The sequence below is a fragment of the Rhodanobacter sp. AS-Z3 genome, assembly GCF_029224025.1.
Taxonomy (GTDB): Bacteria; Pseudomonadota; Gammaproteobacteria; order Xanthomonadales; family Rhodanobacteraceae; genus Rhodanobacter.
Genome location: NZ_CP119392.1, coordinates 3,572,284 through 3,593,700 on the forward strand (window position 1 = coordinate 3,572,284; position 21,417 = coordinate 3,593,700).

Genomic DNA, 21,417 nt, shown 5'->3' on the forward strand with positions numbered 1-21,417 from the left:
AAGCACTGGAGTATCACCGTGAGTGTTTGCACCCGAAGTCGCCCCCGCACTTGATCTGGTGGATATCCATGGCCGGCCGATCACCCTGCACCACGATGGACGACTCACCCTGCTCTCGTTCTTCCGCGATGCGGCTTGCCCCTTCTGCAACTTTCGCATCTACGAACTCACCGGCCGTCATGCGGAGCTGGCCGCGCGTGGACTGGATATCGTTGCCGTGTTCAGCGCCACGCAAGCGGAAGTTCTGCGCTTCGCCGGCCAGCGACCGCGACCGTTCCCGTTGGCGGCTGACCCCAACTCGGTCGCGCACCAGATCTACGGCATTGAGCGTTCGCTATGGCGCAAGCTGAAGGCCATTGTGACGCGTGTGCCGACCTTGCTGCGCGGCATGCGTCTGGTCGGACTGGCGGGGCTCAACACCGGCAATTTGATGCCCGCCGACTTCCTCATCGACGGACATGGCCGCATTGTCGAGGCGTATTACGGGCGTGACGCCGGCGACCGCATGCCACTGGAACACGTCGAACGATTGCTGTCGGAAGTCCCGTCACGCAAGACTTCCAGATAGCGAGGCGTTCCACTGGCAACGTCCCGAACAATCGTTCACCATGCAATCACCGCCAACGGGGAATACGTGCAATGACCACTGAACTGAGCATGCTGTTGTGGAGCGTAGTGCTGGGCCTGGTGCAGATTGCACTCGCCGCGACCGGGTCGGTGAGCCAGCGCGGCCTGAGCTGGGCTGCGGGCGCTCGTGATGGCGTGGCCAAACCGTTGACTGGCATTCCCGCGCGACTGTTTCGTGCCTGCAACAACTTCCTCGAAACCTTTCCGCTATTTGCCGTGGCCGTCTTGCTCGCCTTCGTGCTGCAGCGGCATGACAGCATGACCCTGCTGGGCGCGCAGCTGTATTTCTGGGGGCGCCTGGCGTATGTGCCGGTGTATGCCGCTGGCATTCCCTATCTGCGCACGCTGGTCTGGGCGGCAAGCATCGTCGGCATCGTGCTGATCCTGGCAGCGTTGTTCTGATTTGCTGCCGCGTTGCTGTCGCCAGAGGGCTACACGATGCACTCCCCCGGCGACTGCTTCAATACCGCGGCACGCCCGCCTTGTGGCACTGCGCCACCCACTTTCGGGCCGACGCAGCGCCGGCCTGATCGCGGGCCTGCAGGCGCATTTCCACGATGGTTTGCCAGTTACGCGCACACAGCGGGCCTAGCTTCGGCCCGAGTGACCACGAGCGCTGGGCAAGACGCTCGGCCACGGTGAAATCCTTCAGACGCACGGCCAGCTCGGCACGTTCCTGCAGCAGTTCGGGTGAATCCGGACTGAGCTTCAGGGCTTGGTCAAACTTGCCGGCGGCGTCGCTGTACTTGCCCAGCTGTTCGTCACGCTTCGCGGCATCCTGCAATGCGTCGACGCCGGGATCACGCAACGGATTCACCGCGATGATCGATTTGTCGCGCTCGCCTGCAGCGCGGATCGCCGCCACCTGATCGTAAGTCGGCAGCGGGGTGGGCGGCGGCGGTGGCGGCGCCGTGGCAAACATGCCACAGCCGCCCAGCAGACCGGCAAGAATCAGGGGCAGCAGCAGTTCTTTGGCGCGAAACAACATGATCAGTTTCCAGTCGGCACGGACGGCACGGAAGGCATGACAGGGACAGCAGCAGGCGTCGTCGCCGGTGCAGCACCGGCGGGTGGAGTGTCACCGGTACCGAACAGGTTTTGCCAGAAGCAGCCTTCGGTATCCGATGACACAGTGCCTTCGATCACCGGCACCTGTTGTGCATTGGGACATTGCGGCTCGGTGCGCTTGCCGGTGGTGGGATTGAGCCAGGCCATTTCCAGACCCTCGCCCGGCCCACCCGACAACGGCCGCGTGGGCAACTTGGCAAACAGGTCGCGCCACGCACGCAAACCGCCGGTGGCACCGAACAGCGTGGTCGGCTTGTTGTCGTCGCGACCCATCCAGAACACCGCCAGATGCTCGCCGGTAAAGCCGGCGAACCAGCTGTCGCGCATATCGTTGCTGGTACCGGTCTTGCCGGCCGCGTGCAGCGAAGCGAGTGCGGAATTGCCCAGTGCACTGGCAGTGCCGTATTCGGCCACCTGCTGCATCGCCCACGTGGTCAGGCGCACCGCTTCCTGATATTCACCGGCGCCGCCCTGCACCTGGTAGCGCTTGATCGTGCGACCGTTGCCATCCACCACACCGCGCACCGCCACCAGCGGTAACGCGTGGCCATCCGCAGCAAGGTACTGGTACATCTGGGCCACTTGCAGTGGCGCCAGATCAAGCGCGCCGATCAACAATGACGGACTGGGATTGATCTCGCCAACATCGAACGACTGCAGGAACGCCTGGATGCGTGGCAGGCCGACTTGCATACCCAGATGAATCGTCGCCAGGTTCCAGGAATGCGCCAGCGCATCGACCATGATCAGCGGATCGTGGCTGCGATGGTCGTCGTTTTGCGGTGTCCACAGGCTGCCATCGGGCTGACGCATGCTGACCGGGCTGTCGTCCATCAGGCTCGCCAGGTTCCAGCGTTCGGGCTGGGTCAGTGCCACCAGATAGACGAACGGCTTGATCGTCGAGCCGATCGGCCGACGTGCATCCAGGGCGCGGTTGAAACCGGGATCACCGGGAATCTTGCTGCCGACCACGGCCAGCACGCTGCCAGTGTGTGCATTGGTGACTACGGCCGCTGATTGCACGCCGTCACCGCGTTTGCCCAGCCCCTTGAGCGCCGTGGTGATCGCCTGCTCGGTATAGATCTGTGCAGCCGGATCAAGCGTGGTGAAGATCGACAGGTTGCCTTCACGCAAGGCATCTTCGTCGAAGTCCGCGGTGATCTGCTTGCGCACCAGGTCCATGAAAGCGGGGAAACGGTTGTGCGGCAACTGACCGTTGCTGACGATGTCCAGCGGCGCCGCCTGCGCCAGCTTGAGTTGCGCCGCGTTGATCAGATTGGTCTCGAAGAATTCCTTCAGCACCAGGTTGCGGCGAACCATGGCGCGCTCCGGTGCGCGGCGCGGGTCGTAATAACTCGGCCCCTTGACCATGCCTACCAGCAAGGCGATTTCCTGCGGCCGCAGATCTTCCAGGCGCCGACCGAAGTAGAACTCCGACGCGGCGGCAAATCCATGCACGGCCTGACTGCCCTGCTGGCCGAGGAAGACGTCGTTGACGTAGGCCTCAAGAATCCGGCCCTTGCTGTAATGCGCTTCCAGCAGCAGCGACATCAGTGCTTCGTTGATCTTGCGCGTGAAGTTCTGGTCGCGGCTGAGAAACAGATTGCGCACCAGTTGCTGAGTCAGCGTGGAGCCGCCCTGCACGGTATGTCCGGCACGCAGGTTGGCAAACGCGGCACGCGCGATTGCGCTGAAGTCGATGCCGATGTGGTGGTTGAAGTCGCGATCCTCGACCGCCTGCAAGCCACTGACCAGCAGCGGCGGCACGTCGGCCAGGTGTACGAAGCGGCGCTCTTCCTGGCTGGCGCCGTATAGCGTGGCAATACGCGCCGGGTCCAGATGGGTCAGTTCGATGGCTTTGCCAGTGTGTGCATCGCGCACCGCCTTGACCAGACCGCTGCCCAGTGTGAGGTTGATGCGCTTGGGCAACTCGCCACCGTCCGGGCCGGCATAGCCACGCGAGGAAATCGCGTAATTCAGACCGCTTTTCTTCCAACTGCCAGCCACCTCGCCTTTGCCGTCATTGCTGTAGCCGGCGAAGGTAAGTTCCAGTTCCAGCGCCGCCGAGGTCATTGGCGTTCCCTCCGCCAGCGGCAGTGGCCGCGCGTAGACACGGGTGGGCACGGCGAACACCAAATCGTTGAATCGATCCTGCACGCGCTTGTTCAGCACGAGTGTGTACGGCAGCACGAAGCCGACCAGCAGGCCCATGCCGATCCAGAACGGAATGCGGAACCACGGCCAACTGCGGCTGGCGATCGAGCGAAGACGGGTGAGGAAGCTCAACGTGGGGGATTCCGGCGATCAAGTGGTTCGATGATAGGGCCTGCTACCCGGCGGGCAAATGAACGCAGCAGCCCATTTCATGGCAAAACGCGGGCAATCCTTCCGGGCCGGACATCACCTCGGGACGAAAGCGTGGCCAGCCGTCGGACAGTGACCGCCTAGGCGAGCGGCAACCACATTGAAGAGTCGAGGCGAAACGGCCGTGGATGGATGCCCAGCAAGCGCTGCAGTTCACTGTTGTCGGCAATCAAGTCCTGGTCGAGTCGGCTCAACGGACCACGCAATCGCGGCAAGGCTCGTTGCGCCAGGCGCAACAGGCCGGCGGGCAACGGCAGCGGCACGGTGGCACAGGGCAGACTGCGGCGCACGCGCGCGAACATCTCCGCAGCGTGCAGACGCTCGCCGCCGCCGATCGACAGAATTCGCCCCGCCACCGCCGGACATTCCAGCGCGGCCAACGCCGCCTGCGCGATATCGTCGGCGTGCACGGGCTGGCGCAGGCCGCGACCAGCAGGCAGTGGAAATGCGCGCAGGCGCATCGCGCGGCGGGCAATCGGCGTGAGGCTTTTGTCCAGCCCTGCGCCATACACCAGGGTGGGTCGCAGCACCGTCCACGCGCTGCCGTGACGCTCGCACGCATCGGCCAATGCCGTTTCGCCATCACGCAACTGACGCGACATATCGCGTTCGCCAGGCACCAGCGAATCGCGCTTGCTGTCGGCGCTCATCGAACTGGTCGCGACCACTCGCGGCGCATCGTGCAAGCTGCCTTGCGCCAGCCATTCGGCCAGCCCTGACAGCGGACCGAAACTGATGATCGCCGACAACGCCGGCAAGGCCGGCACACGAGCGGGCAACTCGCCCTGCAACCAGGTCACCCCATCGCATGCAACGCGTGGATGACGACTCAAGGCCAACACCGGTTCACCGCTGGCCACCAGTCGCGGCAACAGGAACCGACCGATCTGACTGCTGGCACCGATCACCAGAATCGTCATGCGCGACTCAGCCGCCGCCCTGCAGACGAGCCGCCAGATCCTGCACGCGCGGACTGGCCGGGGCCAGTTTGCGGGCACTTTGCAACGACTGGCTGGCACCAATGCGATCGCCGCGAGCCAGTTGCTGTTCGGCCTGATCCAGCCAGGCGCTGGCCAGCCGATTGCCAAGCGCGCCTTGGGCGGCATCACCAGGCGCCAGTTCAGCGAGGTTAGCCAGCATGTCGCCAGCCTGTGCCAGTTTGCCGGCAGACAACGCCTGCTCGAATTGCTGGCGAACCTTGCCAGGCAAGGCCTGCAATCCGTGCATGGCCGCCGCGTTGTTCCCGTCGATCGCCAACGCGCTGCGGTACAGGTCGTAGGCACTGTCACCGGGCGGCATCATGATGTTGCCGTTGTTCGTCGCCACTTGCGCACGCTGCACCAGCTGCGCCAAGGCTGCGCTCTGCTGCGGTGTCAGCGTCGCGTGCAACAACGACGGGTCGCCCGCTGCCGCCGCATCGGGCCTGGCTTGGTCCGGCGTGGCCGACGCAGCGTGCGGTGCACTGTCCAATCGCGCCCGAGCCGCGGCGAGATCCGCTGATTTCGGGGCCAGCCGGGCCGCCTCATCGAGTAATTTTTCGGCCTGCGGACGATCGCCGGCATCGAGCGCCGCGCTCGCCTGCACGGTCAGCGCCTGCGCCACATTGCCGAGGCCTGCGTTGGCTTGCGCATTACCCGGATCAAGCTTGAGCACCGCCTGGAAATGCGCCAGCGCGGTGTCATCACCGTCGCCGGCGATACGACCGGCACGCAGCGCGTCCTGCCCGGCCTTGAGCTCGGCAGCAAGCGCACTGTTGTCCTGCTTGCGCGTCTGCGCCTGCAGTGCGCGCAACGCGGGCAACGCGCCGTTGTTGGGTTGCAACGCAGCCAGCTGCTCGATGCGTGCGTCGGCGGTAGCGTTGTCCTTCGCATCCAGCGCGGTGCGCGCCTGCACCGCCAGCGCGTAACCGACCTGGTCGAGTCCGTGGGTAGCCACCGAATTGTCGGGATCAGCCTGCAGCACGCGTCGATACAGCGCACCGGCGCCATCAGCGCCTTCCAGCTTGCCGGCGGCAAAGGCCTGCTGCGCCTGCCCCACAAGATCCACGGTATGCACTTGCCGACCACTGGCGCGACTGATCGCCTGATCCAGCCGATCGATATCACTGCCGCCACCGAGCAGCTCGCGCGCCACCGTGGCCTGCTGCGCCGCCTGGCTCAGGTTGCCCGATTGCAGCGAGGCGTCAGCCTGGGACAGCATCGACTGACCGACCTGACGCAGACCATCGCGGGCACGATCATTGTCCGGCTCCAGAGCAGCCGCCGCCTGAAACAACTCGCGGGCACTGTTGCCGTCCTGGCCGTCCAGACGGCCATCCTGCAAGGCCTGCTGCGCCTGGCTGAGCAAGGCATTGAAGTCGGTACGCGGCACCATGCCGCGCAGCCGACTCTGGTTGATCCACACCGCAGCCAGCAGCGCAATGACGATCAGCAGCAGGGTTGGTACCAGCCAGTTACGGCGCGGCTTTGCAGGCGACCGAGCGGCGCGACCCTGCGGACGGCGCGCGTCCACGGCAACTCGTGGCAGGCCATCCGACGTCGACGCATGCGGCGTATCCAGGCGATCAAGATTGCCGAGCGTGGGCTCGGTACGGGTCGGTGGATGTGCGTCGTGCTGGTCGCGGCGTCCGCTCATGGTTCGGGGCTATGAAGGTTGACGGCTCAGCTTAACATCGGGTCGCCACCCGCCGACCTGCGGCACCGCGGGCATTGCGCGGTCATTCAGCCGACTCCAACCCGGCGTACGTCGATGACGTTAGGCAGCGCCAGCAGCTTGCCGAGCAGCGTCGACAACTGCTCGAAGTCGCGCACCCGCAGCGTGAAGCGCATCTCCACTTCGCCGGTGCGCACGAACAGCCGGCTGGACGAGGCGATGATGTGCGTGGCGGCATTGCTGATGACGCTGGTGACGTCCTTCTGCAAACCCTTGCGGTCGTAGCCGCGCAGCTCGATGTCGACTTCGTAGGCTTGCGCAGCGGCGCTGCCCCAGTTCACCTCGATCACCCGGTCCGGATCGCGCCGGGCCAGCCGAGCCAGACTGCCGCAGTCGGCGCGATGCACCGACACACCGCGACCCTTGGTGATGAAACCGCGCACCCGGTCGCCCGGCAGCGGCTGGCAGCAACGCGCCAGGGTGGTCAGCAGATTGCCGATGCCTTCGATACTGAGCGCGCTGTGGTCCAGCGTGCTGTGGCGCGAAGCCACCGGCAAACTGGATTGGGTCACCGCAGGTTCCGCCGGTTGCGCCGCTTCCTGCACCACACGGGCAATCTGGCCGGGCGTAATTTCGCCCAGCGCCAGCGCGATCAGCAGCTCTTCCTGGTTCTTCAGGTGGAAATGTGTGGGCAGCTTGCCGACTTCAGCCGTGGTCAGCGCCAGCCGCCGCAGTTCGCGCTCGAACATGCTGCGACCGACAGCAAGGTTGGTGTCGTGGGCGATCTTGCGAAACCATCCGCGCAACTTGTCCTTCGCCCGCGCGGTGTTGAGATAGCCGTGGTGCGGCGACAGCCAGTCGCGACTGGGATCGGCCACCTTGCCGGTGAGGATCTCCACTCGGTCGCCACTCTGCGGCTGGAAGGTCAGCGGCACGATGCGCCCGTTGACCTTGGCGCCACGGCAGCGATGACCGACCTCGGTGTGCACCAGATAGGCGAAATCCAGCACGGTGGCGCCGTGCGCCAGATCAAACACCTCACCTTTCGGGGTCAGCAGGTAGACGCGATCTTCCAGCAGTTCGGTGTGCAGATCCGCCGCCAGTGTGCTGTCGCCGTCGCCACGCGGCTCGAGCAACTTGCGCATCCAGGCGATCTTCGCCTCGAACTCCGCATCACCGCTGCCGCCTTCCTTGTAGCGCCAGTGCGCGGCCACACCCAGTTCGTTGGCGCGATGCATCTCGTGGGTGCGGATCTGCACTTCCAGCGTCTTGCCTTCCGGCCCGATCACCGCGGTGTGCAGCGATTGGTAGCCGTTCGCCTTCGGCCGCGCGATGTAATCGTCGAACTCGTTCGGCAGATGCGGCCAGCGCCCGTGCACCACACCCAGCGCGGCATAGCAGTCCGAAATGTTGTCGACCAGGATGCGCACGGCGCGGATGTCATACAGGTCGGAGAAGTCCAGCGACTTGCGCTGCATCTTCTTCCAGATCGAATAGATGTGTTTTGGCCGTCCCGCCAGATCAGCGGAAATATCGGACGCCGCCAGCGCGCGCTGCAGTTCGTCCAGCGACTCGCGAATGAACGCTTCGCGATCGGTGCGCCGCTCATCGAGCAGTTTGGCGATGCGGCGATACGTGTCCGGCTGCAGGTAGCGGAAGGCGAGATCCTCCAGCTCCCATTTCAACTGCCAGATGCCGAGTCGGTTGGCCAGCGGCGAGTGGATATCGCGGGTCAGCCGCGCCAGTGCCTGGCGTTCGTCATCAGCGAGATGCGTCGCCGCACGCATGCGCGCCAGCTGACGTGCCAGCAACACGAACACCACGCGCAAGTCGCGGACAATCGCCAGCAGCAGTCGACGCAGGCCTTCTGCCGCACCTTCCGGCGGTCGCTGCGCGTGCAAGGCCCACACCTGCTCGGCGGCCTGCTGCCCATCAACCAGCCGCTGCAACTCGGTGGGCAACTTCCCGCGGCGTTCCTGCCACAGCGCCGCGTCGACCTGCGCCAGCTCGAACCACAACGCCGACGCCTGGGTCTGTGCATCGCAGCCGAGCATGCCCAGCAGATCCAGCACATCCGCGCACTCGGCCTGCCTCAGTGGGCGCGAGGCGCAGGCATCCAGCGCATCCACCAGCACGGGCGGCAATGCACCGGCACGCTCGCGCCAGGACTGCAGACTGCCGGTGGTGCTGGAAACGGTTTGAACCATGACACGATCTTCCACATGTTTTGGCGATGTTGCCGGGCCGGTAGGCGCAGCGGCAAACCGCCATGTTCAAGCAAGGCTTGGCGCAAGGCCAGCTTACCGCGCAGAATCAGCGTTCACCTGCGCCATTTCGCCCTACGGACCCCATCATGAAATCACGCTCGCTGTTGCTCATACCGTCAATGTTCTTCGCGCTGTGGCTGGGCGGTGGCCCGCTGCATGCCCAGCAAGCCGTTTCGCTGAAGCAGCAGATGGGTGCTGCACAGTTCAACCAGGCCGGACTGGACAAGCTGAGCCCCGCCGAACTGGTCAGCCTGCAAAAGTGGCTGGCCACGCACGCTGTCGAAATGGCTGCAGCCGTGCCGGCCTCGGAGGTGTCCTCGGCGAACGTGGTTGCCGACAAGGGCGCCAGCCAAAGTATCGCGGCCACGCAGAAGAAGTCGGACAAGGCGCGCAGCAAGGCCAGCCGCATCGTTACCAGCCCGATTGCCGGCCGCTTTGACGGTTGGGGGCCGGGCAGCGTCATCGTTCTTCAGAACGGCCAGAAATGGCGCATCAGCGATGACAGTTCCTTGCAGGTGACGCGCTCACTGGAAAGCCCGGTCGCCACCGTGAAGCCCGGCGTACTCGGCAGCTGGATGCTGAAGGTCGAGGGTTACAACACCAGTGCGCGAGTACGGCCGGCCAATTGAGCGTGCGCGTTCGCTGACCGGTACCCTTCAGCTCAGCGCGGCCAACGCCTTGACCAGGCGTTTGGCCGAAACCGGCTCGGCGGTCTTCAACTCCTGGGCAAACAGCGACACGCGCCATTCCTCGATCAACCAGCGCAACTCGGCTAGCTCGGCCGGCGGCGTGCCGGCAGCGCGATGTTGCAGGTAGGCCCGCCAGTACGGCATTACCTGCAACATGCGCTGCTGGTCTTTCGCCGGGTCCTGCCGCAAGCGCTCACCGCGCAGGCGCAGCGCCTTCAGATAACGCGGAAAGTGGGCCAGCCGTGACGGTGACAATTCACGCAGGAACCCGGGCGTGAGCAGCGCGTCGGCCTGCTCGCGCATGTCGTCATAACTGGCACGGGCAAAACCCAGCAACGGCGGCTGCAGCCACGGTTTCATCTCCGCCTGCGCATCGATGATCGGCTCAGCCAGTTTCAACCGCTCGACGCCGGCACCAAACAGCTCGCGCGAAAACTGTGTACGCAATGCCTCGAACGTACCGGCCGTACGCACGTCCAGTTCATGGCGTTCCAGCAGATCCTGAAAGCCGCCCTCAAGCAAGTCTTCGCGCAAGCCTTCCACACCGCCCAGCGGTGCGTATTTCAAGGCCAGCGCGTTGCCGATCGGCAAGCGCCGGCGGGCCTGTTTCGCCTCACTGGCCAACGCATTGCGCAGCAGCCGCACGACACCTTGGCGATGCGCGGCACGTGCCTCGTCGCTGCGCTCAAACACGCGCAACGCGACGGTCTCGCCGAGATCGACGAGGGCGGGAAAGGCCGTGAGGCCTCCGTCCGAACGTACCTGTGCAGGGATCGCTTCGAAATCCCAGCTGGCCACGTCTTCACGGGTGAGCTCGATATCGGTCTTGCGCGAAAACGCTTCACGCGCCTGGCCTTCCCAGTGCCCACGCAATGCCGCGAGGTCCCGGCCGCTGGCCAGTGTCTTGCCGCGCTCGTCGTGCAGGCGAAAACGCATCAGGAAATGTGGCGACAATTCAACCGCTGCAAACTCAGCGGCGGCGATATCCACGCCAGTCGCGCGCTTCAGAAATCCGGCCAATGCCTTGAGCAGGGATTCATCACGCGACACTTCGGCTTCGACAAAGGCGCGGGCAAAGTCCGGCGCGGGGACAAAGTTGCGGCGCAAGACCTTGGGCAGACCACGAATCAGTTCAGCGACTTTTTCAGCGAGCAAGCCGGGCACCAGCCATTCGCAACGTGCGGTCGGCAACGCATTCAACATCGCCAAGGGCAAGTGCAGGGTCACGCCATCGGCATCGTCGCCGGGCACGAAGCGATATTCCAGCTTGTACTTTTGCGGCTGCTCCTGCGCATCCTGCGCCCGCGGCACTCGGCCATCCATGGCCAGCGGTGCTATCTCCAATGATGCCGGAAACGCCTTCGCATCCAGTCCGGCACCACCGGCCATCACATCGTCCAGCGACCAGCGCAGCGCCGCCTGCTCGACCGGCCGCGCCTTGCGATACCACGCGTCGAGCGCACGACTGCTGGCAATCTCTTCAGGCAACTTGCCCTCGAAGAACGCCACCAGATCGTCTTCATGACGGATCAGTCCCTCGCGCCGCTGCTTTGCTTCGATGCCCAGCGCTTCTTCCAGCACGCGCTGGTTGGCTCGCACGAAATCGACCTTGGTATCGATGTCGCCACGCACCAGTCCTTCGCGCAGAAAGATCGCGTGCGCCAACGCCGGGTCCTGTTGCTGGAACGTGACCGGACGCTTTTCCACCAGCACCAGACCGAACAGGCTCACCTGTTCATACGCCACCACGCAGCCGCGCTTCTTTGACCAGTGCGCATCGCGACAACTCATGCGCAACAGATGCGCCGCCTGCTGCTCGATCCACAGCGGTTCCACCCGCGCATTCGCCATGCCCCAGACGCGCCCACCCACGTCGAGGATTTGCGCCGAGAACACCCAGTTCGGCGGTGCCTTGGACAGCGCCGAACCGGGAAACACATGAAACTTGCGCTCGCGCGTGCTCTGGTAGACGCCTTTTTCATCCTTGCGACCCACCTGGGTCGGCAGGCCAGCCAACAAGGAGCGGTGAATCGCCTCAAAAAGACGCGAAGCGTCTTTTTCATCAACAACGCGCTCCTCGCCGTCGCCTCCTCTCCCCTGTGGGGAGAGGATTGAGGTGAGGGGCGGGTGCTCGCCAAGAACTTTCCTGCCGTCGCTCTTCTTCGCCTTTGCAATGCGCACCCTTGGCACCGCGCGCAACGCCGCCCCCTCACCCCGGCCCTCTCCCCGCAGGGGAGAGGGAGCAAGCTTCCACCCCAGTTCCGCCACCACCAGCAACAGTTGGCGATGCAGCTCGCGCCACTCGCGCATGCGCATGAAGCTGAGAAAATGCCGCGAACACCAGTCGCGCAATTTGGACTGGGTCAGCTCCTCGTGCGCGTCGTGATAAGCCCGCCACAAATTCAGCACGCTGACGAAGTCGGACTTCGGATCGGCAAACGCCGCATGGGCCGTATCCGCCTGCTGCCGCGCGTCGCCCGGACGCTCGCGCGGGTCCTGGATGCTGAGGAACGAAACGATGGTGAGCAGTTCGCGCAATGCGTGCAGCTTCTCGCCTTCCACCAGCATGCGCGCGAGCTGCACGTCGATCGGCAAACGCGCGAGCGTGTGGCCAATCGCGGTGAGCTTGCGCGCCTCATCGATGGCAGAAATTTCGCTGAGTCGGCGGAAGCCATCGGCGATCACGCGCGGATCGGGCGCCTCCAGAAACGGGAAGTCATCCACCTCGCCCAGCTTCAGTGCAAGCATGCGCAGGATCACGTTGGCCAGCGACGAGCGCAGCAGCTCCGGATCGGTAAACGCAACGCGGCCGGCAAAATCCGCCTCGTCATACAGGCGATAGCAGATGCCCGGCCCGACACGACCGCAACGACCCTTGCGCTGATTGGCGGCAGCCTGCGAGATCGACTCGACATGCAGGCGTTCGAGCTGGCTGCGCTGGCTGTAGCGCTTGACCCGCGCCGTACCGGTGTCGATCACATAGCGGATGCGCGGCACGGTCAGCGAGGTCTCGGCCACATTGGTGGCCAGCACCACGCGACGCTTGATGCCGGGCTTGAACACGCGATCCTGATCGCCAGCGGAAAGCCGCGCGTACAGCGGCATGATCTCGGTTTCGCGATATTGCCGGCGCGACAGCAACTGATGCGCGTCGCGGATTTCGCGCTCGCCGGGCAGGAAGATCAACACGTCGCCGCGCGGATCGTCGTGGGTGATTTCATCCAGCGTGGCGGCGATGTGTTCGGCGCTGCCTTCCTGCATGCCGCGACGAATGGGGTCAGACTCACTTTTCGCCGGCGAAAAATGACTCTGACCTCCCACGGGCCGCCAGCGCAACTCGACCGGGAACGCGCGCCCTTCCACTTCAACTACCGGCGCGCCGCCGAAGTGTTCGGAAAATCGCGCCGTGTCGATCGTCGCCGAGGTCACGATGATCTTCAGCTCGGGCCGCTTCACCGCCAGCCGCTTCAGGTAGCCGAGCAGGAAGTCGATGTTGAGGCTGCGCTCGTGCGCCTCGTCGATGATCAGCGTGTCGTACGCGCTCAGCCACGGATCACCCTGCGTTTCAGCGAGCAGGATGCCGTCGGTCATGAACTTGATCAGGCTGCGCTCGGAGACCTGGTCGTTGAAGCGCACCTGGAAGCCGACGATCTCGCCCAGCGGCGTAGCCAGTTCCTCCGCCACGCGCCGCGCCACCGAACGGGCGGCCAGCCGGCGTGGCTGGGTGCAGCCAATCATGCCGGCTTCGCCGCGGCCTGCCGCCAGGCACAGCTTGGGCAACTGCGTGGTCTTGCCCGAGCCGGTCTCGCCGGCAATCACCACCACCTGGTTTTCGCGAATCAGCTTGATGATGTCGTCACCGCGCGCGCTGATCGGCAGCGACTCGTCCAGCGTGATTGCAGGCTTGGCAGCGACGCGCGCGCGGCGTTTGTCCGCCGAGCGCTGGATATCCGCGACCAGTGCCGCCACCTTGTTCTCGTCGGGACGACGCGACAGCGTGCGCCACCGCCCCAGCAGGCGACCGAAGTCGCGGCAGGACACCGTATCCAGTTGCCGGCGCACGTCGCGCAGGCCGGGATCGGCGGAAGAATCGGGTGCTGGCGGGTGATCAGGGTTCATTGAACCACTCATGATAACTGCTGCCGGGCCAACAGCCCGATAGGTACCCGCTATCGCCGGCATGCAAAGGATTCATTTCACCCATGCAGGCCGATTCGCTATGGTCGATCCATTACATCAACCACAGGAAGGAGCAGCACATGGCCATTTCCATCGGCATTGCCAAGAAGGACCGCGAAGCGGTTGCCAAGCAACTGTCCAAGTTGCTCGCCGACACCTATTCGCTCTATCTGAAGACCCACAGTTTCCACTGGAACGTGACCGGCCCGCAGTTCAACAGCCTGCACCTGATGTTCGAGACGCAATACAACGAACTGTGGCTGGCCGCCGACGAAGTGGCCGAGCGCATCCGCACGCTGGACGTGTTCGCGCCCGGTTCCTACAGCCAGTTCAGCAAACTCAGCGCGATCAAGGAAGAAGTCGGCGTACCCGAATGGAAGGAGATGGTGAACCAGTTGGTCGAAGGCCACGAAATCGCCGCCGCCACCTCACGCGACACGCTGAAGGCTGCCAATGCCGCTGGTGATGACGGCACCGCCGACATGGCCATCGGCCGCCTGAAGGCGCACGAGAAGACCGCGTGGATGCTGCGCTCGTTGCTGCGTTGATCAACCCGCTCACGACACCATGAAGAAACCCGGCCAAGTGCCGGGTTTCTTCGTTTACAACTGGCGTGTCGCGCAACAGGTATCCGGCTCCATCGGCTTCAACACCGTTGCCGCCGGGGCGGGTGCCGGCTGGATGGACTTTGGCGGCAGACCGTAACGCTGGTTGAAGTACGCCCAACTCGGCCACAGCGCGTGCGCCAGCGCCTGCCGATTGAGCACCGGGTCTACCGGCACCGACGTCATCGCATGGTCAGTTACCTCATAGTGGAATTGTGCGGCCGGCTGATGCGGCTGCAACACCAGCAACTGGTCACCTTTGAGATAACCGTAGTTGTCGCCGTACTGCATGATGGCGCGGCCGGGATAGTGCTGCGTAAGGTCGGAACCGAGCATCGGATTGACGTTGCTGACCCCGATCAACGACAACAACGTGGGCGCCAGATCAATCTGGCTGACGATATGTTCGTCACGCTGCGCCGGCACGCCGGCGCCGAGAATCAGCGCTGGAATATGGAAATGCTGCACCGGTACCAGGCTGGCACCGAACACCCGCGAATCATGGTCGGCCACGATCAGGAACACCGTGTTCTTCCAGTACGGCGACAGCTTCGCCTGCGCGAAGAAACGGCCGATGGCGAAGTCGGCATAGCGCACCGTGTTCTCTACGCTGGCTGCCGGTTTGCTCGCATCGATCCGTCCGCTCGGGTACTCCCACGGCGTGTGGTTGGAAACGCTGAAAGCCAGTGTGAACTGTGGCTGCTTGCTGTCCTGCATCAGTCGGTGATGCAGCTCATTGAACATGTCCTCGTCGGAAGCGCCCCACGAACCGACGAAGGTGGGCTTCACCTCGAACTTCGGCTGATCGATGACTTCGTCGAAGCCGTTGCCGAGGAAGAACGACTTCATGTTGTCGAAGTGGGCCTCGCCGCCGTAGATGAAGCGCGAGTGATAACCGAACTCGCCCAGCAATCCGGCCAGGCTGAAGAACCCACGCTGGCTGCGCGGCAGCTTCAACACCGCTTCGGCCGGCGTGGGCAGGAACCCGGTGGTAACGGCCTCCAGTCCGCGCACCGAGCGCGTGCCGGTAGCGTAGGTCCGTGCCAGCAACCAGCCCTGCTTGGCCAGCGCGTCAAACTGCGGCGAAAGCTGCTGGCCGCCCAGCGTGCCGATGTACTGCGCGCCCAGACTCTCCTCCATGATGATGACGAGGTTGAACGGCTGCGCCGGATTTTTCGAAGCGTGCTGCACATGCCAGCTGGGATGTTGCGGATCAAGCATGGGGTTCTCGAAACCCGACGCCTCACGCACCAGTTGCTGCATCTCGGCCTCGGGCATCGGGCCATACAGCGTTGCCGACGACCGCTCGCTTTGCATGCCACGAATGGCATTGATCACGCTGTACAGCGAATTCAACGGCAAGGTGTTGACCATCGCATCGTCGCTGAAGGCCACCATCGATGCATTCAACGGCCGATGCTCCAGCGTGCCGCGCGCGGCCAGGAACAACAGCGGGAACAAGACAAGGGTCAGCAGCGGGCGCCAGCGCCAACGCATCGACGCATCCACCAGTCGGGTGTGCAATACACGAAAGCCCAACCAACCAAGCAGCAGCAAGCCAACCAGCGCAAACAGCAGCACGCCCTTGTAGCCGTGCCACAGCATCGCCGACACCTCGCGCGGGCTGTTCAGATATTCGACGTATAGACGGTTCGGCCGGGTGTCGTATTCCAGGATGAACTGCGGCGTCGACAGCTCCAGCAACACAAACAACATCCACCACAGCCGATACCACCACGCTGTGATGAGTGCCGCCCAGCGAAGATGCCCAAGCCACGGCGACAGCAGCGCCGGAAACGCACAAATCATCGCCAGCAGGCTCAAATCAATCCGCAGGCCGCCAAACATCACCGGCCACAAACCGCCCGCCGGCAACACCCGTGGCCACAACCACAGCGCCAGACCGAGACGGCTCAGCCCCAGGAAGACCAGGGCCAGCAAAAAGAAACGCCAGGTAAGTTGTCGCACGTGAACTCCAGAGCATGTCGCGCCAGGTAGCGCGAAGAAGAACCACGGCGAATATCCCACGAACCCTGCCGCTCGACCGCGAACTCTAGCGCAAAAGCTCGCCAGCAGACGTCGCTGCACCAGCTAAGGCTACAGCACGCAGAGAACGCAAATTGCTGTGATAGCAGTGGACTCACCGTGCCCGTGCCTGGCGTATCGCGTCACGATTTCAGAAACGCACAGTCAGCCACACATTGGCTGGTCAAGCGTCGGCCCCCTCACCACACAGGCCTAAACCCCTTCGTTTCTGACCTGCAGACAACCGCTTCAAGATCCGGCCCCACACGCTCGAAAATGCATCCAACTTCAGCACGGGCTCTCAACATCCCTCAACGGCAGCGGCTGCTCAGAGCCACCTTCGCAAGCAAAGGTGACTCTGACCAGGTTCAAGCAATCAACCCTTCGGCGCCGGCCCCTTCACCGCGATCACGAAGCCATCCGGTCGCACATGCCTGGCATACGCCTGCTGCACGTCCTTGGCGGTGAGCTTGAGGTAATGCTCACCGGCAATCGTCATCGCATCCAGTGGCTTGCCTTCGAGCGACAGACTGAGCAGTTGACCACCAATTGCACCGAAGCTGGATTCACCCAGCGGAATCTGCCGCAGCAGGATGCCCTTGGCGCGCTTCAACTCGGTCTCGGTGACGGGCGCCTGCTGCATCTGCTGCAGATCCTGCACCACGATCTTGCTGGCTGCCGTGACCTTGTCCGGATCGGCACCGAACGACACGCTATAGGTGCTGCGATGGGCATCCAGATAGAAACTGGTGCTGACGTTGTAGACCAGCCCACGCTTGTCGCGCAGGTCATGATACAGACGTGACGCATAGAAGCCGCCCCCCAGCACTTCGTTGCCCAGGTTCAGCGCGTAGCGGGTCGGATCATTGCGAGTGACGTCGATGGTCTGTGCCATCTGCACGCTGTCCTGGCTGGCGCTGGTATCGGGCGCGTTGAACTGACCAGGTCTGTTGGCTGGCACGGCGGCATAGTCCACATCCGGCTGGTTGCCTTCAGCCTTCCAATTGCCGAAGGCCTGCTCTACGACATGTTTTGCCTCCGCCGGATCGACCTTGCCGACGATGACGATGGTGGTCATATCGGGGCGGAAGGTTTGCGCATAGTACTGCTTCACCTTGTCCAGATTCAGAGCCATGATGCTTTCCGGCGTGGCATGGCGCAGTACAGGGTCGTTAGCCGGATACAAGGCCTTGCTCAGGTCGAGCGCAGTGAGGAAGGCAGGTGATTGCAAGGCGCCGGCCACCGCCGCAGCGCCTTGGCGCTGCACGACAGCGAACGCCTGTGCCGGCAGCGCGGGATGCAATTCATTGTCGGCCAACAGCTTGAGGCCTTCAGCAAAGTGTTTCGCTGGAACTGCCAATGAGAAACTCGTACCCGCGCTGGCCTGCGCACTGATCTCATCCAGCGCCTGCTGGAACTGCAGTCGGTTCATGCTGCTGGTACCAAACGGGAACAGACCCTCGAGCACTTCCGCAATGCCATCCTCACCCTTTGCGGCCTGCAGATTCTGATTGGTTTTGATCTTGCCAAACACCGTCACGGTATCGCTGATGGTTTCTGGCTGCACGATCACGCGCAAACCGTTAGCCAGCGTATAAGACACCGGCTTGAGGCTGGAATGCGGCACTTCGAGCTTGGCGAAAGCCTGCGCTGCCCACGCCGGCAAGGTCACCGGCTTGTCCGGGCTGGAGGCGAAACTCTCGGCACCACCGAAGCCCTTGCCGGCCACCGGCTTGCCCGAGCTCTCCGGCGTAAGGATGGCGGTGACTGCCTGGGCGGGATCAAAGGTGGCCTTGGCCAGCGCATTCACCGCTTCCGGCGTCACCTCCTCAATCGCCTGCTGTATGGCGTCGGGCGACTCGGCGCCCTGCATCGACAACGCCGCCGACCAGCTATTGGCCAGGCCCTCGACCGAGTTCTTGCTGAATTCCAGCGAGGCGATCGCCTTGCGCTTGGCGGCCTCAACCAGCACCGGATCGACACCCTTGCTGGCCGCCTCGGCAAGAATGCCCTGCATGTGCTTGAGGATCGGCTGCGGATCACCGCCTTTGGGGAAGGCCGCGATCGCATAGTCGACACCCGCGTTTGGCATCGCATTGCCGGCAAAGCCACCAAACAAGGCGGTGCCGTCAAAGCGCATGCCGGCCAGCGCCGCACGCTGCGAACCCAGCACCGCATTCAGCACCAAGGCGGTGGCGTGATCCTTCGAGCGCAACCCCGGTGAACGGTAGGCAATCGCCACCAGGCCGTAGGGGCTGTCGGTCGGCAGCTTGATCGTGGTCGCCTGCACCGGCTTGAAGTTGAACGCTGGCCGTGCCGGCAGCGCCTTGCGCGCGATGTCGCCAAATTCGCTTTTCACCTTGGCCAGCGTAGCCACCGGATCAACGTCGCCGGCGATCACCAGAATCGCATTGTTGGGCACATACCAACTGTCGTGGAACTGCTTGAGCATGCCCGCCGTGGTCTTGTCGAATGACTCGCGCGTGCCCAGCGCGGTGTACGCATACGGTGTGCCGTCGAACATGTGCTCAATCAACTGACTCTGGAACTTGTACATCGGGCTGGACATGTCGCGCGACACTTCCTGCTCGATCGCGCCACGCTCCTTGTCCCATGCTGCCTGGTCCATGTCCACGCCGCGCATGCGCATGCTCTGCACATGCAGTGCCACATCCAGATCCTGCGCCGGTGCGACGAAGTAATACTGGGTCACCCCCGGGGTGGTATCCGCATTGAAGGCGCCGCCCATGTTCGCCGCGATCGCCGCCAGCTGATCCTTGCTCAGCCCGGGGCTGCCGCGAAACATCATGTGTTCCACCGCATGCGCCGTACCGGGAAAGCCTGCCGGCACTTCGTTCGAACCGGCCAGGTAATTCATTTCGGTCGCCACCACCGGCGCCAGCGTGTCGCGCACGATCACTACGCGCAGGCCGTTGTCGAGCGTGGCGCGGGTGACGTTGACGTCCTCACCGGAAGCTATTGCCGCGGTTGCCGCCAAGGCCAGCGAAATGGCCGCAGTCAATCGGATTACTCGCTTTTTCATCATCAGGTCCTTTTGGAGAAACAAAGCGGACGCGTCCCCCACGTCCAGAGGTAGAAATGTTGCTGCCGGCGACTCACCAGGCGGCGGTCAATTCGGGATGAATGGGTGCGGCCGCTGCTGCAATCCCTGCCAGCCACGCCGCCCCAACCAACACAGGAACAACGTCAGCAGCAGCCATGAGAAACCGAGCGCGGTTTGCATGTTGGCTTCGGACAACGCCGACCAGTCGTGCCACAACGGTGGCAGCAACAACGTCAGGCTGGACAAGGTAAACAGAGCAACTATCAGCAACGCCTTGCCAAGCGCAGACAACGGCCTGCCCGCAAAAATTCCCAGCACCATCGTGTACAGATAGCCCAGGCTAGCCAGGGAGACCACCAGCATCGCCCACCCAATCACCCAGCCATACCCGTATCCGGCAACCCACAGCCAGCCCATCAGCAACAAGCCAACGATGTAGCCCGCCGGTCTCTGGATCGCCGTGCGCAACAGCAGCCGCTTGATATCCTCATTCCCGGACAGGCCCGGCAACAAGGCCAGCAAGGGCAACTCGGCATTCACTCGCTCCCAGCGCAGCAGCAAAAACTCCACCGCCACCGCCGATGCCCCCACGCTGAACGCGCCAAACACCCACGCCTCATACGTGAAACCCTCGCGGCTCAGCAGATAGTGCAGAAACTGCCCTCCACTGTTGTCGCCCATGGTCACGGCAAACAGCAGCAAGCCGACCGCCAGCATGGCCAGCAGTGCGACGGCCAACTGAATCAACCGACCGGCTGCTGTTTGCGGCAGGTAACCGCCACCCAACGCCACCCGCAGCGACTGGACCGGTGCTCGTAATCCCACATCGCTGAGATCAACCCGGGCAATCAGCCATGCGGGGCGGCGACGCAACAGCGTGGCATCAGTCAACGGATCGCTCTGCGCACGCCCCATGTTGCGACGCAGATTGATCAGGCCAGGTGCGCGCAATCCGCTCGTCGGTATTTCACCATGCAGCAATTGGTGCCAGCGCCACGCCAGCAGCAATAGCAGCAGTACGACCAGACCACCGCACCACGAGACAAAGCGGGGATCAGCGATGCCTGGCAACGCAACCAGATGTCGGGCGATGGCATGCAAGGCTGGCAACAGGCAAAGCAAGATACCGGCATAGGCAGGCAGCAACATGTAAAGCATTGCCCTAGCTGCAACCAACAACTGCACGACGGCAAAGGCCATCACGTTTCCCTGTGGCAGTTGCAGCACCATCGGTACGCCGATCACCAGCACGGCATACAACGGCATACTCCAGGACACGTCACGGGTGATACCTGGCATCCGCAGATGGCGTGCCGCTATTGCAAGGAACAAACAGTTCGGCATCAGCAACAGCCAGCACAGCGCGTTGCCTGCGCCCAGCACCATCACACTCAACAGCCACGGGCGGGCGCCGTGCGTAGATATCCGGGTAACGACTGCGCCAGCCAATGCAACGACAAACGTCATCACGACCAGCCAACGCGACGAACGTGGCGACGCTATCCACGGAGCCAGCAGTACGCGATGGAGAACGTTCATATGGTCGCGCCTGTCGATCGCTGGCCGGCCTGCGCTGCTGCCGCAGCGAGGATCGCGTCACTGGCGATCAACCGTGGCAGCACAACCCAGGAAAAGAACATCAAGGCAAACCCGGGCAGCCGAAGCAGTAGCTGCCAGCCGTGTGGCAACGAGGGCAGTAGCCAGCCAATCGCGCCGAAAGCGAGCAACATGCCGCCCAAGTACAGACTCGCAATCATTACCCCCAGCCGACCACGCTGCCTGCGAACCAGACGGATCTGCTCCACGACAATCGCCTCACTGGCGATCCACGACAAGCCGAAGTCACGCTGCAACGATTTCACCGTTAGCCATGTCAT

General features: G+C 63.6%; 14 protein-coding genes. 4 read left to right on the plus strand and 10 right to left on the minus strand.

The features are described from left to right. Positions 1-22: 22 nt before the first annotated feature. Together PY254_RS16035 and PY254_RS16040 are read left to right on the plus strand one after the other, a co-directional pair. Positions 23-568 carry a redoxin domain-containing protein gene (locus PY254_RS16035; protein WP_281013051.1) on the plus strand — a complete coding sequence of 182 codons (546 nt, stop codon included), beginning with the start codon at positions 23-25 and terminating at the stop codon, positions 566-568. Between the two features lie 71 nt (positions 569-639). Continuing rightward, positions 640-1,029 carry an MAPEG family protein gene (locus PY254_RS16040; RefSeq protein ID WP_281013052.1) on the plus strand — a complete coding sequence of 130 codons (390 nt, stop codon included), beginning with the start codon at positions 640-642 and terminating at the stop codon, positions 1,027-1,029. Between the two features lie 58 nt (positions 1,030-1,087). Here PY254_RS16040 and PY254_RS16045 read toward each other — a convergent pair whose 3' ends face one another. From PY254_RS16045 to PY254_RS16065, 5 genes are all read right to left on the minus strand, one after another. Beyond that, positions 1,088-1,615: a tetratricopeptide repeat protein gene (locus PY254_RS16045; protein ID WP_281013053.1), complete on the minus strand. Its 528-nt coding sequence runs from the start codon at positions 1,613-1,615 to the stop codon at positions 1,088-1,090. Positions 1,616-1,617: 2 nt separating this feature from the next. Further along, the gene (gene mrcB / locus PY254_RS16050; RefSeq protein ID WP_281013054.1) at positions 1,618-3,981 is read right to left on the minus strand and encodes a penicillin-binding protein 1B; all 2,364 of its coding nucleotides are present in this window, start codon (positions 3,979-3,981) and stop codon (positions 1,618-1,620) included. Positions 3,982-4,139: 158 nt separating this feature from the next. Beyond that, on the minus strand, positions 4,140-4,979 hold the full coding sequence (locus PY254_RS16055) for an SDR family oxidoreductase (protein ID WP_281013055.1): 840 nt from the start codon (positions 4,977-4,979) through the stop codon (positions 4,140-4,142). 7 nt (positions 4,980-4,986) lie between these two features. Then, positions 4,987-6,693, minus strand: coding sequence for a tetratricopeptide repeat protein (locus PY254_RS16060; RefSeq protein WP_281013056.1), 1,707 nt, complete (start codon positions 6,691-6,693; stop codon positions 4,987-4,989). 86 nt (positions 6,694-6,779) lie between these two features. Further along, positions 6,780-8,918 (minus strand): bifunctional (p)ppGpp synthetase/guanosine-3',5'-bis(diphosphate) 3'-pyrophosphohydrolase, encoded by a 2,139-nt coding sequence (locus tag PY254_RS16065; protein WP_281013057.1) that lies wholly within the window; start codon positions 8,916-8,918, stop codon positions 6,780-6,782. 146 nt (positions 8,919-9,064) lie between these two features. On the opposite strand from PY254_RS16065, the gene PY254_RS16070 reads away from it, so the two are divergent. Continuing rightward, entirely contained in the window at positions 9,065-9,607 is a 543-nt protein-coding gene (locus PY254_RS16070; protein WP_281013059.1) for a hypothetical protein, read from the plus strand. A 27-nt stretch (positions 9,608-9,634) separates the two neighbouring features. Here PY254_RS16070 and hrpA read toward each other — a convergent pair whose 3' ends face one another. Beyond that, positions 9,635-13,798 (minus strand): ATP-dependent RNA helicase HrpA, encoded by a 4,164-nt coding sequence (gene hrpA / locus PY254_RS16075; RefSeq protein WP_281013060.1) that lies wholly within the window; start codon positions 13,796-13,798, stop codon positions 9,635-9,637. Between the two features lie 128 nt (positions 13,799-13,926). Here hrpA and PY254_RS16080 point away from each other — a divergent pair, with 128 nt between their 5' ends. Continuing rightward, a complete protein-coding gene (locus tag PY254_RS16080; protein ID WP_281013061.1) occupies positions 13,927-14,394 on the plus strand; it encodes a Dps family protein in 468 nt (155 codons plus the stop codon). A 54-nt stretch (positions 14,395-14,448) separates the two neighbouring features. Here the strand turns inward: PY254_RS16080 and PY254_RS16085 are convergent, their stop codons facing one another. From PY254_RS16085 to PY254_RS16100, 4 genes are all read right to left on the minus strand, one after another. Beyond that, positions 14,449-16,419: an LTA synthase family protein gene (locus tag PY254_RS16085; protein WP_281013062.1), complete on the minus strand. Its 1,971-nt coding sequence runs from the start codon at positions 16,417-16,419 to the stop codon at positions 14,449-14,451. Between the two features lie 433 nt (positions 16,420-16,852). Beyond that, positions 16,853-19,519 carry a M16 family metallopeptidase gene (locus PY254_RS16090; protein ID WP_281013063.1) on the minus strand — a complete coding sequence of 889 codons (2,667 nt, stop codon included), beginning with the start codon at positions 19,517-19,519 and terminating at the stop codon, positions 16,853-16,855. A gap of 87 nt (positions 19,520-19,606) precedes the next feature. Next, positions 19,607-21,079 (minus strand): hypothetical protein, encoded by a 1,473-nt coding sequence (locus PY254_RS16095; protein WP_281013064.1) that lies wholly within the window; start codon positions 21,077-21,079, stop codon positions 19,607-19,609. Then, positions 21,076-21,417 (minus strand): hypothetical protein, encoded by a 342-nt coding sequence (locus tag PY254_RS16100; protein WP_281013065.1) that lies wholly within the window; start codon positions 21,415-21,417, stop codon positions 21,076-21,078. The genes PY254_RS16095 and PY254_RS16100 overlap by 4 nt, the downstream gene beginning before the upstream one ends.

Bases quoted from the DNA above. Each gene is read 5' to 3' on its own strand.
- PY254_RS16055 (WP_281013055.1), bottom strand. From the start codon at position 4,979: ATGACGATTCTGGTGATCGGTGCCAGCAGTCAGATCGGTCGGTTCCTG.
- PY254_RS16060 (WP_281013056.1), bottom strand. From the start codon at position 6,693: ATGAGCGGACGCCGCGACCAGCACGACGCACATCCACCGACCCGTACC.
- hrpA (WP_281013060.1), bottom strand. From the start codon at position 13,798: ATGAGTGGTTCAATGAACCCTGATCACCCGCCAGCACCCGATTCTTCC.
- PY254_RS16100 (WP_281013065.1), bottom strand. From the start codon at position 21,417: ATGACATGGCTAACGGTGAAATCGTTGCAGCGTGACTTCGGCTTGTCG.
- PY254_RS16070 (WP_281013059.1), top strand. From the start codon at position 9,065: ATGAAATCACGCTCGCTGTTGCTCATACCGTCAATGTTCTTCGCGCTG.
- PY254_RS16040 (WP_281013052.1), top strand. From the start codon at position 640: ATGACCACTGAACTGAGCATGCTGTTGTGGAGCGTAGTGCTGGGCCTG.
- PY254_RS16045 (WP_281013053.1), bottom strand. From the start codon at position 1,615: ATGTTGTTTCGCGCCAAAGAACTGCTGCTGCCCCTGATTCTTGCCGGT.
- PY254_RS16090 (WP_281013063.1), bottom strand. From the start codon at position 19,519: ATGAAAAAGCGAGTAATCCGATTGACTGCGGCCATTTCGCTGGCCTTG.
- PY254_RS16080 (WP_281013061.1), top strand. From the start codon at position 13,927: ATGGCCATTTCCATCGGCATTGCCAAGAAGGACCGCGAAGCGGTTGCC.
- PY254_RS16065 (WP_281013057.1), bottom strand. From the start codon at position 8,918: ATGGTTCAAACCGTTTCCAGCACCACCGGCAGTCTGCAGTCCTGGCGC.
- PY254_RS16095 (WP_281013064.1), bottom strand. From the start codon at position 21,079: ATGAACGTTCTCCATCGCGTACTGCTGGCTCCGTGGATAGCGTCGCCA.